Below are 13,003 nucleotides of genomic sequence, written 5' to 3'. Positions count from 1 at the left end.
TGCGGCTTCAAGCGTCCCTGATCGGACTTCTTGGATCGAACTCCTCCTGCTCGTGCACGAGACCATTCGAGGAAAGGAAGTTCGCCAAGTCGGCAACCATGCTTCCATTCACGTCGCCAATAGGATTGGTCACGATCTGTGCGGGCCTCCCGAAGCGGCGCAGCAGCTCAGTGTCCATCATATGGGGGCGCAGCGAAATGTCGACGTTGGCAAGATGTCGTTCGAGGTGCTGGAATATGCGGATGCCTCCGGCGTCCATATCCCCCCAGTGAAACGTCGGCACCTGCGCCTGGGCCGCCAGCCTTGTGATTGTTGCGAGCGTCGGTCGCGAGGGGAAGCCCCCCGAATAGATGACGAGCGCCCGTTCGGACCGTGCGACCTCGCGGATGTGCCGAACGAATGACGTGAAGTTCTCGATCGTGAGGACGTAGTTGGGCCTCGTCAGGAGACCGATCCCGCCGGCGCAGTCGGTAGGTATTCCGACATAGGGCATCGCCGGAAAGGACCGCCCGTCTAGCGATACATCACCGTGCAGCAGGATAGGTTGCGGCAAGCGCCTGATACCTGCGCTGGCAAGCAACTCCTCCGGATCGAGGCGAGTCTGATCCTCCATGTTCGGGTAAATCTTCGCCATCGCTGCGGCGACTTGTCGGACATTCTTCTCCAGCGCCTTACTGTCGCCGACTGTCAGGCGCGAGAACGTCCGGAAGTCCTGCTCTCCCTGTGGATTGCCCGACATGCGCTCGTGTATCGCGATGGCGAGGCCGATCACGTGTGCAAGCGTTCGCCCGTCTCCGTTCCCGATTCCGATGTGGGACACGCCGCGCGTCCAGGCCGCGACGGCGTCGTCGATCAAGCTGGTGGCGCCGGCGGGCAGTCTCGGCTGCGACCGCAGTTCTGAAACAGCTTGAGATGCCAATTCGCCAGCCGGCCGGCGTTCGACCTTCCGGTAGAGCACCCCGGCATCCTTCAGTCTCGCACTGGTTACCCGGCGCTCCGTCTTCGGACCGGTGTGGACCAGCTCGATCCCGCCTGCTCGCTCCAGCGCTGCTAGTTCCTCGTCGAAGGTGTCCCGCAGGTCCATGTTGGCGAAGCCGTTGTTGTCGATCGAGGCGAGCAGGTTTTGCGCGGCGGGACTGCGTTCGTGCCGCGTGAGCAGATCGTCGACGAGTGAACTGATGGTGGAAAACCCGCGTCGGCTCATTCGGCGGCGCTCGCCTTGAGGCCGAGGCGCTCCGCGAGTTCTTCATCCGTCGCGTGTTGCGGATTGGCAGCGCGCATCTCTTCGCGGACACGGTCCTTGATCCGGATGGATTCGGCCAGGGAAACGTCGCCGCTGCGGAACACGTCGATGATATAGTCTAGGTTCTCGTAGACGACCGCACGTTTCTCGGTCGGCGCAGCGATGACGACTTGGAGGCCGATCGCGCGGTAGAAGTCGAGCAGTGTCCGCTGGTTGGGGCCATCCATCTTGCTGAAGGCCTCGTCGAATACGGCAAGACCCATTCCGAGATCACTTGGAGCGGTCGCCTGGCGGACGCCGTGATAGGAGCTTGCGAGGGCTGCTCCGATGACTACGTAGAAAGGCACCTGGCGTTCGGCACCGCTGGCCACGCCGCGTCGGCGGTCGAAGCTCGTCGTCCGCCCGGTCGCGACGTCGCGCATCCTGAGGTCATAGGTGAAATAGCTGCGGTAATCTTGAAAGACCGTGAAGTCGAAGGATTCGTCGGCGAGAAGCTGTTCAATCTGCCTCAGCGCTCGCGCGTGCCGCTCGTCGCGAGGCTCGGCCCGACCGAACAGTGCATCCAGCACGCGCCCGTCAGTCTCGCTGTCCTTGGCGAGATGATAGAGGTCATCGAACTCTGGTTTGACGAGCTCCGCCAGCCGATAGATCTCACCGTGAAGGGGACGTCTACGGAGCGCCGCCGACAACTTCTCCATCTCCGAGTGAAGCTGCCCGAAACGGCTGTTCAGCTCATGAATGAAGGTCGTCTTGAAGAGACGCGAAACCCGATCTGCCGCCTCGTCCGCTTGCTCGCGGTACCGGATGAGCTCGTTGTCTTCCAGCATCGCAATGCCATCTGACACCCATGGTTTTACCGTGCCGATGATCGGCACGTCCGCATAGCCCTCGAGTGCGTCGGGGAAGTCGATCGCATACCTCCCAAGAGCCGCCCTGATCCCATGACCGAGCTCCCGATATCCCTGCTTCGCATCGTCCGCAGCCTTCTCCATGTCGGAAGCAATCCTGGCCGGACTTCTAGCCGGATGCCTTTTATATCGCTCTCGGAGCGATCGCACTTGTGCTGCGGAGGTCACGACACCGCGGAACTGTCGACGGCGATGGGCGAGGCACAGATAAGAGCCGACGCTCTGCTCGCCCGCGCCTAGTCTCGCCTTGACCTCCTCAATCTTCGATCTGAGCGACGCGCGACTATCGATCAGTTCATCGCGACCTGCCTTGAGACTGCTCAATAGGACCTGCGACCGCCTCTCCGCGTCGAGTAGTTCAGGGTCGACCTGGGCCGATATCCGATCGAGCCGTCGCCGCGCGTCGGCACGCCTGTCGGCCAGATCCCCTAGCACGAATGCGAGCGCTTCTAACTTGTCCTTTTCGCCGACCGGTCTGCTGCAATCCTCGAGCCGGCGGATCGCATCCTCGAAGAAGCGCTTCTTCTCAAGATGAATCCTGAGAAGCTGCAAGCGCTGTTCTATCTGCTCCCGTAGCGTGGCCTCCATCAGTGGTGCCGCAGCCCGGCCAATCTTGAGGCCGTCCGGCCGGCGCATCTCGGTAATCAGGCCGTCGTAATATGCACCGTCGGCCATCACGGCGCGGCCGCTGGATAGAAGCTCATCCTGGTTCTCCGCAAGCCGGACATTGCCTATCCTGAAGACTACGAACGCCATGGCCAGCTTATCGTCGCTGCGGATCATCGAAGCTAGCGTGCCGCCTTCGGGCACGGTGGACCTCGACTGGAGCTTGCGGGTGTTGGCTACGCGGCATCCCGGATAGGCGTCGCGTCCATGTCGCAGGATCTCGGTCGCACGGTAGGCGTGCTCCGGATCGACAATGATGGCCTCGCGGTCGCGGGTGAGCAGCGCCTCGAGCGCATTACGCCACCGTTCGTCGATTACGTCAGCGACCTCGCAGAGTGTGCGCGGCGTCATGCCTTCGCGGCGCAGAGCCGCCATAAGTTTCGAGGTTGCGGTATTAAGGGTGATTTGTCCCCGTTTGGCGTTGGCAAGCTGTTTGCTGTCCTCGGCTGTCTCGGCCTCAAGTTGCTTGACCCAGACGATGGCGTCGTCTCGTTGGTCGGTCGCCTTTTCTGTCCGGGCAATCGCCGCTTCAGAGACCGCGTCCAGCAGCTCGTCCATCTTCGCCGGATCGCGTGGCCAATCGGGTGGTGCGAGCCCGCGGCTGGCCTCCTCGACGCGCTCGAGCGCGCGGAACAGTTCCCCCGGGTTTATGACGCTCAGCTTGTCGCGCAACTCCAGGAGCTGGATCGCGCGCGCAGCGCAAAGGTGTCGAGCCAGCAGGCGCTCCATGACGCCGGCATGGTCCCGCTCCAGCCCCCTAATCTCCTGCTCAACGATGGCGCGTTGTCCCTGCGCGCCGGTCGCGGCGAGCTGTCGCTGGACGGATGCGAACGCCTCGGTCTCACGCTCAATCTCCTCCTCCACCCGCGCGAACTCCTCCATGACTACATGAAGCTCGTGCGACTTCGACCTGTGTTCACTGATATTCGTCAACAGCCTGGTGAATCCTTCGACCAGCATGGCGGTCTTCTCGATCGCGCGGCAGGTGAGCTCCTCGGCGAGAAGTCGGTTGAACTCCTCTATTTGGGCGCGGATTGCGCGAAGTGCCTCTAGCCTTCGGTTGAGGTCGGCAATGGTCTTCTGGATCTCGCGGTAGCGGCGGATAGAATCGCGTAGCTCGGCGATGTCGATCGGCTTGGGTTCGAGCAGGTAGCGGTGCACGAACTGCTCGACAGACGAGATGTCCGTGAAGGAGAGCGCGGCCACGAAGGTGCGAACAAACCGCTCGGGATCTGACGTGCGGCGCCCCGTGAACAGCGCGCGCATGTACTCGCGGATGTATGTCTTGGCATCGTCCGGCGTGAGGAGCTGACCGCCCGCTTCGCCGCAGGCCTGATCGAGCCGCCGGCGGACAACGGGCCACACGGTAGGCCGGGACGCGTCTTGGCCGATATCCAGCAGCATGGAGGTGTCGACGCTGATCCCCTCGGCGACAAATCGTCCAACTACCTCTGTCTGTTGTCCGCGGGCGGCCTCAATGGACAGGCCGAGGCTCACAGGCATCCGCCGCCTTTCCGGATGCTCAAAGACAAGCGCGATGTAGCTCCTCGCCTGGTTCCTGAGGAATGTGTCCTCGTTGAGTTGGCCGAGGCAGTAGCCCCCGAGCGTGCGGTCCGAACGGCCGCTGCTCTCGCCCGCCGATCGGTTGAACCGGTACAGACGGGACGAACCGCCCGCTATGATCGCCTGTATCAGATCGATGATCGTAGACTTGCCGGATCGGTTCTGGCCGAGGATGGCAGCATCGCCGGCCAGATCGAGGTCGGCCCTCACCATCATGTGCCAGTTCACGAGGACGATGCGTCGCAGTTCCATCATGCCTCGCCTCCCACCACCGCCTGATCGCCCGCGTCGGTGTTCGAGGCGGCCGGACGCGACAGGATCTGCTCGAGCGACGCGACGAAGTCGTCGCCGGCGACGCTCGTAACGAGCGCGCGAATGTCGAGATTCATATCCTGCGCGTCTGCGTCGAACTCACCAAGGCGAACGATCGCCTTCCGTTCGAGCATCCGGAGCACGTCGCGGAACTCGTTTGGCGCAAGCGCCGCGCGCCGGCTGCCGGCGACTATGCCCTGATAGGCCGCATACGCCTCGTTGAGCGTCGTGCGGACAGTTCCGTTGGTGTAGATTTCGCCTAGTTGGAGCGCCTCTTCCCAGAGCCGTCGCATGACGAGTAGGGCGATCGTCTCATCGATGCGCAGCCGCGGCAGCGACGTGCGCTCCGGATCGGGCAGGATCCCCGCCCAGCCTTCGGTCTCCCGGTGGACGAGACGGTAGCCCGCGACGTCAAAATAAGCCTCGACGAGCTTCGCGAGCTCTGGACGGTGAAGCGTTTCGAGCAGCGTCGCGGCCCCACGGTCCTCCGTGTGGACAAACTGGTTACGCATTAGATGCGCAATGAACTGCGTGACCCTTAGGAAGCCGCGGGGGTTCGAGTTCTCGAGGGCGTTGAACTCAAGCAGCATGCCCGACCTCGAGGGTGATGCTATCGTCGAGGCGCTTCACGTGAAAGCCGCCGCAGTCCAGCCACTCATTTGACACCGCCTCGTCGAACGCCGCGAGCTCGAACCTGCCCTCGAGCGCCTTCGCGAGCCGCGAGTCGACGTCGGCGCCGAGGCCGCCGGCAACCATCATTCGGATGGCTTCGAAGGCAAGGAAGTCGTCGACGGTCTCGACCCTCATGGAGGCCGCCGTAGTTTCGCCAAAGGGCGGTACCCGCCTTTCGAGGAAACGGCTAATCCTTGCTGGCGAGATGGTCAGGCGATCCAAGTACGCCCGCTCGAGCTGACGTCTGAATTCGCGTATCGGGTCGGGCGCCGGAAGAGTCAGATCGGCGTCGGCGATCTCCGGCCGCTCCCCGCGCGGCTTCGCGAGCAGCTCGGGAGCGACCACGGTCACCCGAGGCTCAATCAATCCTCGGACCATAAGATCATCCACGCCCCGCGAAAGAGCGTCGTCAAGGCCCTGGATCACGTGCTCGCTGCGCTGGAGGAAGTTGGTTCGGCGCCCAGCATACCTGACCACGTTGCGCAGCCGCATCTCGAGCCTGGACCGGTGTTGCTGGATCGCCTCGAAGGATTCCTCGATCCGCTCGAACACGCGGCGGATCCGGAACAGGTCCTCCTGCACGAGGTCGCGCGCCGCTTTCCCGTCGGGAACCAGCCTAGCTTCAAGATACGCGTCTGCGATTGCTGCCAAGTCAATCTCGGAATCCTGCAACTCGTCGAGGGAGACCAGAATAGTCCGCCGATACCGATAGGGATGCGCCGTGGTCGAGATGGAGGTATAGTCGCGTAGGAGCACCCGCTCGACGAAGTCCTCGAAGTAATGCCGCAGCCGCTCCGCAAGTGTCTCCGAGGCAAGCACCTGCCGATCAACTTCCCGCAGGGCCGCGAGCACGCTTCTCAGATATCGTCCGAAACGTGCTGAGTCCTGAGCGGCCTTGTTGAGGCCGAGAGCGTTTTCGGCCGGCTTCTCGCGCACTGCACGGATCGCGTTCCTTACCTCCACCACCAGGCCGCCTAGTTGCTCGGCCCCGCCCTCCTTCAGGGAGCAGAGGAATTCGGCGAGACGCATCGCGCCGGACGGCATCTCTACGGTCGTCTTAAGGCCATAGCTCGCCTCGTCCAGCCAGCCCGTCTGCAGCATCCGGTTGTAGATGTGCCGGGAGCAGCTAATCGCGGTCCCGGTGGCCTCATCATCCACGCCTGCGACGCGGCGACGCCTGACCCGTCGGCCGGTTCGCGTGATGAGACGGTCTAGGTCGACGGCAGCTTCGTCCTCAGCCCAGAGGCCGGGCTCCCGCGTGACGCAGTCGTAGATCACACCGACCACCTCCGCCTCGGTCGGGAACAGCAGGTCCGACCGGTAGAGGCCGTCGTAGACGGCAAGGATCGCACGCTCATAGAGCAGCCGGTTCCCCCCAGAGAACACCGTGAAGACGTCCGGACCGAGTTGACCGAAGAGTTGTGGACGCGATGCATCCGATACTGAAGATACTGCGGACTTTGCCAAGATTCCCACCCCTTCTGAGAAGGTTGGCTGGAGCCCGTCTAAAGGTCAAGCGATTAGCGGACTATGCCGCGTGTTAGGCACGGGAAATGGTTCAACCGGTTTCTAACAATGGATCTTTCTCACCGATTTTACAGAGTGCCCACCCGAAGGTCGTCCAGCAGCAAACTTTGCAATCCACGGCACTCGTTCTAGGCTCGGCAAGAGAAATCAAGAGAAATGATGAACAAACGGCGGGCTATTGAGGTGGCGAAATTCAGCGTCAGACGTCCGATATCGGGCACGAAGCGGTCACCAAGAAATGCCGTTGTCGTATTCCGACGGGTCGGCGGTCGAGCCCGGCCGCTGGCCGCAGGTTCTTGAGATCCTGTAGGATTCCTCGGGGCGCCGCCACGAAGCGGACATTCCAGACCGCGAGGTAGGCATGCCGGCGGAGGCGACCTCACCCATCCCGGCTATGCGGTGAGCGTCAGCGTGCTGAAGGACTTTCCAACGCCGCTGTTCATCATTGACCGCCGATGGTCCACGAACCCATGAAAACTTCACATGCGCCGCCACGGCGATAGCTGCGCAGTGTGGCGAGCATGGACCTACTCGGCCGAATTGAACAAGGTCCCCAACCGTCGGCAGGATACTTCAAACCAAAACTCCCACACCCCACCCGCTCGGCGTCCACGCCCTGAGTTTGCGCTTCCTGCCAATAAGAGAGATTCAACCTAGCGACATGGGCCGCCGCCTGCTTGGATGCATGAATTTTAAACAAAAAACGTTGCAAAACGAAGCACAGCCTCCTATGTGGAGGACGAAGGATTTGGCGATGTCCGCATTGAGCGAACTGAAGAAGCGGTTGCGCCCTGGGCAGGTCTATCGGCGCAAGGACCTGGCGAAATGGTCCACGGCTGTCGATCGTCACCTACGTCAGCTTGTCGAGGAAGGTCGGCTCGATAGGGTATCGGGCGGACTGTACATGGCTCCGCGCAATACGCGTTTCGGCAAGGCTCCGGCTGCGGCGGAGAAACTGGTCGAGACGTTCCTCAAGGACGATCGCTTTCTGATAGTCTCCCCCAGCGCCTATAACAGCCTGGGGGTGGGCACGACCCAGCTCTATAACGAACCGGTGGTCTATAATCTCAAGCGCCATGGGCGCTTTCAGCTAGGCGGTCGAATGTACGACTTCCGTAAGAAGCCCTCAGTGCCTGCGAAACTGACCCAGGAAGTGTTGCTGGTCGACCTTCTCCAGAACCTTGATCGTCTTCCCGAGAACAAGGCCGAGGTGTTGCCTCGAGCCCTCAGGCGCGCCCGCGATATGAATCCCGCGCAGCTGGCCAAGGCGGCGCGGGATTTCGGTTCGGTTCGCGCCGGGCGACTGGTGAGCCAAGCGCTAGAAGCGGTCTGATCCGCATGCCGCTTCTACACGATCTGGGGGATTTCAAGGATCTGATCTCGGTCGTCGCCGCGGACATGAACATCGATTCCGGTCTGGTTGAGAAGGACTACTGGATCATGCATGCCTGTGGGGCTTGCAGCAGCTTGGTTTCCGCTTCGAGCTCAAGGGCGGCACATCGCTGTCCAAGGGACATCAGCTGATCCACCGCTTCTCCGAAGACATCGACATTCTGATCCATCCTCAGGGCGCTCTTCCTACCGGCAGGAATCACGACAAGCCGGCCCACATCGAACTGCGCCGAGAATTCTTCGACGGCCTGGTTCCTCGACTCAACATACCCGGATTTTTGCGCGCCGAGCGTGATCAGGCCTTTGATGATCCCACGGGTCGGGTGCGAGGTGCTGGAATTCGTCTGATTTATCCGGAGCTCAATCCGTTGCCCGCCGGGCTCAAGGCCGGCGTGCTGTTGGAAGCGGGCTTCGATCGGGTCGCGCCCAATCAAGCCCGCCTGATCTCTTCCTGGGCCTATGATCGAGCGGTCGCATCGGGCGTGACAGACCTAATCGATAACCGCGCCGTCGATGTTTAGTGCTACGAGCCCGGCTACACTTTCGTCGAAAAGCTACAGACCCTTTCCACCAAATTTCGCCAGCAGCAGGCTTCCGGAGAGATGCCTGACAACTTCATGCGTCACTACTATGACGTCTCCTGTCTTCTGGAGGACGATGGCGTCCAGGCCTTTATCGGCAGCCCGGCATACCGCGCACACAAAGCCGACCGGTTCCGAGGCGGGGATGAGCCGGACCTGCGGCGGAACGAGGCCTTTCGCCTCAGCGAGCCCACGACCCGGCAGATCTACGCCGACGCCTATGAGCGAACCCGCGCCCTTTACTACAGGGACCGGCCTTCGCTCGACGCAATCCTTACTCAGCTGGACGCGCATCTCGATCGATTGTGATCCCATAAGGGTCCAGACTGTGAGGCGCGGCTGACTCCGGGTCAGCGTAGGCGGAAGCACGCCAAGTCCACTCGCAACCTAGATGAGATCCACAAGTGTGGCCCGCCGCCGGGAACGGTACCGGGCCAGTTCCTGATCGCAGCCAACAATATTTTCTGGATTGTCGGGTTGATGAGTCATCCCTTCAGATCTTTGCATCCAAGCACCCTGACTCTGGCAGCTTTGACCGATCCGGGGCAAGCTGTCAGCGTCGCGATCGCGATTCACCGCCGACGCGGCAACATTTGCGTTCCAAGCGCATTCGCCGGGCGGGATTCTATGCACCCGTTTGGTGCGCATTGTTCCGAGAATCCGCCGCACTATCGGGCATTGATAATCCAGGCCCCAAGCGAGGGGCAACGTGGCGCCGCTGGTTCCATCGATGGCATCGGCCTCCAGCCTGCCTCGTATCACGCCGGCACAACTATGGACTCTCTGCCCGGATCGACGCATTCTTCCCCCGGGGGGAATGGGCTTGGACAGATCCCGGCACGACAATCGGCTTGACCAGTCGCGAAAGCGCACCGCCGCCAAGCGGACACGCGCCCGGCGTTGGGCACCCGTTCCACAGCGGCTGATTTTTGTCAGTGTGGCTGCCGCTGGTGCGTTAGCCTTCCTGTCGGCCATGCAGCAAAGCGACCGCCTGCCCGAGATCAGTCTGTCGAATCTAACCCGCCCGAGCCCTCCACCGACCGCCGGGGTCGCCTCCATTGTAGACGGCGACACGATTGAAATCCGCGGTCAGCGCATTCGCCTCAACGGGATCGATGCGCCTGAGAGTAAGCAGTATTGCGACGACGCGAAGGGGTTCGACTATCCCTGTGGGCGCCGTTCGGCCGAAGCGTTAGACGCGTTCCTGGCGACATCGAGGCCAGTTCACTGCCGGTTCGTCTCCAGGGATCGCTACGACCGATTTGTCGGCGATTGCCTGCGCTCAGATGGTGCCAGCCTGTCCGCCTGGATGGTCGAGCACGGCCAGGCCCTGGATTGGCCCCGTTACAGCCACGGCGCGTACGCACAGCAGCAAGCGAAGGCGGAAGCTATGAAGATCGGCATATGGGCCGGCAAGTTTCAGGCGCCTTGGGAGTGGCGAGCGGAGCATGCAGATGGCGCGGCGCCGTCGGGCCCACCACGAGGCATCGTCAGCCGCCGGCTGCTCGCGCAGAACGGCTATTCGTGCGAGGCGCGGCGAACATGCTCTCAAATCAGCTCATGCGATGAAGCAAACTGGTTTCTCGCAAACTGCTCATGGGGAGGCAAGTTGGACCGAGACAAGGACGGTATCCCCTGCGAATCGGTTTGCTAGGGAAAGCTCGTTCGTCGCCTGTGACTTGGCGACCGGCTCGGGCCGTCGCGCTTTTTGAACTCGCGGTAAAGGCGTCCTATCCTAGAGAGCCGGTCGCGGAGGCAAACGGCGGCTGGCAATCAACGCATCACCAACCTCATGCGATCACGGCGCTGGCCGAGGTGTCGTAGCGACGCTTGGCGGCAGGATCGGGTAAGTTACCTGCGGCTGGTCTCCGCTTAGTGTCCGCAAGAAGGCGACGATATTGGAGACTTCGTCAGCGGCCAATCGGGTGCCAAGCTGGGTGGTGCCCATCACCGCCACCACCTCCTCGAGGTCCCACGCACGGCCGCTATGGAAGTACGGGGCAGTGAGTTCGACGTTTCTCAAGCTGGGGACTTTGAAGACATATTGGTCGTCAATCTCCCGTGTCACCTGTTTGCGACCTTCATCGTCGGGCGGCAGGAAGCCCCAGCCGGGCTTCTCGACCAGGCCAAAAGGAGCGTACATACCGCCGCCGACATTGACACCGTTGTGGCAAGATGCGCACCCATTGTGGATAAAAAGCCCGAGGCCTTTCTTCTCTTCAACGGTGAGCGCTTTTTCGTCACCCTCGAGATATCGATCAAACGGCGCATTGGGCGTGGTCAGCGTCGCCTCGAAGACGGCAATCGCCTTCCCGATGTTGTCGTAGTCGAGAGGATCGGTTTCATCTGGGAAGGCCTTGCGGAATGCCTCTACATAGCCGGGAATGCCTTTGAGCTGGTCGACGGCGTGCTCAGGGGTGCTTCCCATCTCGATCGGGTTGGCGATGGGCCCGCCGGCCTGCTCCGTCAGGTCGATCGCCCTACCGTCCCAAAACTGAGTGGTGTTGAACACTGAATTGAGCACAGTTGGCGCGTTGCGGCCGCCGCGCTGCCAATTGAAGCCAATTGAGGTGGGGCGGCCATCAGCGCCGCCGCGCCCGATTTGATGGCAGGTGTTGCAGCTGATGTTTTGCGCCTCCGAAAGTCGCGGCTCGAAATAGAGCATCTTGCCCAGTTCGACCTTCTCTGCAGTCGCCGGATTGCCCTCAAGGGCAGGCGGGTTCTTGGGAACTGGGCTGAACAGCGATTTCGCTTCGTCGAGCAGATTGTCCTGCCCGATCGCCATTGAGGTGAGCAGACAAGATCCGAGTGCAGCAAACCGAAAGTTCCATCCAATCGCCAAACAAGCCTCTCCTTTTTCAAACCCGATCCTGCGCGCCAAATGAGCGCGCTTTCCCATCATTAGCGGTTGAGGCGTCCTCGGCAGCATCTGCAGCGTCGCGATGGAGAGGAGCAAAAATCGAGCCAAAGGCGCAGAAGAAATTGGACAAGTGTTCCAAACGGCTTTCGGCCCGAGCCGGGTGCAAATCGACCACGGCAGCGTTGTGGCCCGGACAAACCCGACAATGGGCGTTGCCCGGCGCATGCCTACACCGGTCCACACGATCTTATGTCCGTGGCTGCCACAATGGCCACGCGCGCAAGCATCAGTTAACGCTTCTGATCCGGCGCCCTCCGCGGAAGAGCTACTCGGTGTCTATCGCCCGCAAAGCCGGCCACGGTAGCCGGCCAGGCAGACAACATAGTCGCGCCTCTCCGGTAACACTCCTTGAGTGAACCACATACGCTGAGTGGTTGGTGAAGCACGTGATAGACTACAAAGGAAGGGCGCCGCCTTAGCGGCGCGTCCTCAGCTCCTCAACGTCCACGGCGCTGTCGAAAACATACCCGGCGCCGCGCTCGGTACGGATGTACTGCAGGGCCGAGGGGTGTGCCAGCTTACGGCGAAGGCGCAGGATCAGCACGTCGATGCTGCGGTCATAGACCTCTTGATCATAGACCCTGGTCGCCGTCAGAAGCTGCTCGCGCGAAAGCACCCGGCCTGGGTTCTTGAGGAAGGCCATGAGCAGGTTGAACTCACCCGCAGTGAGCTTGACTTCAAGATTTGTCCCTCGGCGCAAGCGGCGTCGTTTGACGATTGGCGGCAAACATCCGCCTATCGTCCCTCATCGAATATGAGAACCGCATCACGCCGAACACCGAGAAAACGAACAGTGCAAGGCACAGTACGACGACGCGTTTGTCGATCGCATTGTGAACGGGCTTGATGCCCATCCCACAGACCGCCGCCGCCTCTGTGGGGGTATAGATGCAAGAAATGAGCCTATACTCCTGCTCCTTCTGAAGAACGATATAGGCCCTCAGCTCACGTCCCTTCGGCTCGGTTTCACCGTTCTTCGCGCCTTGACTTGCAACCGCCAACCGCCTATCCACCCCCTTGTTAGCACTCGGCCTCGGTGAGTGCTAATCGCGCTCCGGCAACGGGGAACCGTTCAACATCCGCACCAGGGAATCCAAAATGGCACAATCGAAATTCCGCCCACTTCATGACCGTGTGGTCGTTCGCCGGGTCGAATCCGAATCCAAGACTGCCGGCGGGATCATCATCCCGGATACGGCGAAGGAAAAGCCGCAGGAAG

The 13,003-nt window shown here is 61.5% G+C and carries 7 protein-coding genes and 4 pseudogenes; 4 read left to right on the top strand and 7 right to left on the bottom strand.

The genetic code is table 11. The annotated features are described in order from the left end of the window. Positions 1 to 7: 7 nt before the first annotated feature. The 4 genes from ACWUKX_RS11600 to ACWUKX_RS11585 are packed head-to-tail and all read right to left on the bottom strand — an operon-like array spanning position 8 to position 6,831. Entirely contained in the window at positions 8 to 1,204 is a 1,197-nt protein-coding gene (locus ACWUKX_RS11600; RefSeq protein ID WP_456006794.1) for a Wadjet anti-phage system protein JetD domain-containing protein, read from the bottom strand. Continuing rightward, complete coding sequence (locus tag ACWUKX_RS11595) at positions 1,201 to 4,593, bottom strand: SbcC/MukB-like Walker B domain-containing protein (protein WP_456007033.1); 3,393 nt, start codon at positions 4,591 to 4,593, stop codon at positions 1,201 to 1,203. Before ACWUKX_RS11595 ends, ACWUKX_RS11600 begins: the two co-directional genes overlap by 4 nt. Positions 4,594 to 4,631: 38 nt before the next feature. Further along, positions 4,632 to 5,282, bottom strand: coding sequence for a DUF4194 domain-containing protein (locus tag ACWUKX_RS11590; RefSeq protein WP_456006792.1), 651 nt, complete (start codon positions 5,280 to 5,282; stop codon positions 4,632 to 4,634). Beyond that, positions 5,272 to 6,831 (bottom strand): Wadjet anti-phage system protein JetA family protein, encoded by a 1,560-nt coding sequence (locus tag ACWUKX_RS11585; protein WP_456006790.1) that lies wholly within the window; start codon positions 6,829 to 6,831, stop codon positions 5,272 to 5,274. The genes ACWUKX_RS11590 and ACWUKX_RS11585 overlap by 11 nt, the downstream gene beginning before the upstream one ends. Positions 6,832 to 7,552: 721 nt before the next feature. On the opposite strand from ACWUKX_RS11585, the gene ACWUKX_RS11580 reads away from it, so the two are divergent. The 3 genes and pseudogenes from ACWUKX_RS11580 (at position 7,553) to ACWUKX_RS11570 (ending at position 10,518) form a co-directional block, all read left to right on the top strand. Beyond that, on the top strand, positions 7,553 to 8,224 hold the full coding sequence (locus ACWUKX_RS11580; protein ID WP_456006788.1) for a hypothetical protein: 672 nt from the start codon (positions 7,553 to 7,555) through the stop codon (positions 8,222 to 8,224). 124 nt (positions 8,225 to 8,348) lie between these two features. Continuing rightward, positions 8,349 to 9,173: pseudogene (locus ACWUKX_RS11575) on the top strand (nucleotidyl transferase AbiEii/AbiGii toxin family protein). Between the two features lie 514 nt (positions 9,174 to 9,687). Continuing rightward, positions 9,688 to 10,518 (top strand): thermonuclease family protein, encoded by an 831-nt coding sequence (locus tag ACWUKX_RS11570; protein WP_456006785.1) that lies wholly within the window; start codon positions 9,688 to 9,690, stop codon positions 10,516 to 10,518. Positions 10,519 to 10,662: 144 nt separating this feature from the next. Here ACWUKX_RS11570 and ACWUKX_RS11565 read toward each other — a convergent pair whose 3' ends face one another. The 3 genes and pseudogenes from ACWUKX_RS11565 to ACWUKX_RS11555 form a co-directional block, all read right to left on the bottom strand. After that, on the bottom strand, positions 10,663 to 11,745 hold the full coding sequence (locus tag ACWUKX_RS11565; protein ID WP_456006783.1) for a cytochrome-c peroxidase: 1,083 nt from the start codon (positions 11,743 to 11,745) through the stop codon (positions 10,663 to 10,665). Positions 11,746 to 12,199: 454 nt separating this feature from the next. Beyond that, positions 12,200 to 12,499 (bottom strand): annotated as a pseudogene (locus ACWUKX_RS11560) (winged helix-turn-helix domain-containing protein); the annotation flags it as partial. Between the two features lie 94 nt (positions 12,500 to 12,593). After that, a pseudogene (locus tag ACWUKX_RS11555) lies at positions 12,594 to 12,683 on the bottom strand (DUF433 domain-containing protein); the annotation flags it as partial. Positions 12,684 to 12,882: 199 nt separating this feature from the next. On the opposite strand from ACWUKX_RS11555, the pseudogene ACWUKX_RS11550 reads away from it, so the two are divergent. After that, positions 12,883 to 13,003 (top strand): annotated as a pseudogene (locus ACWUKX_RS11550) (co-chaperone GroES); the annotation flags it as partial.

Source organism: Mesorhizobium sp. f-mel (assembly GCF_053850215.1).
This window is presented reverse-complemented; position numbering and strand designations above follow the sequence as displayed.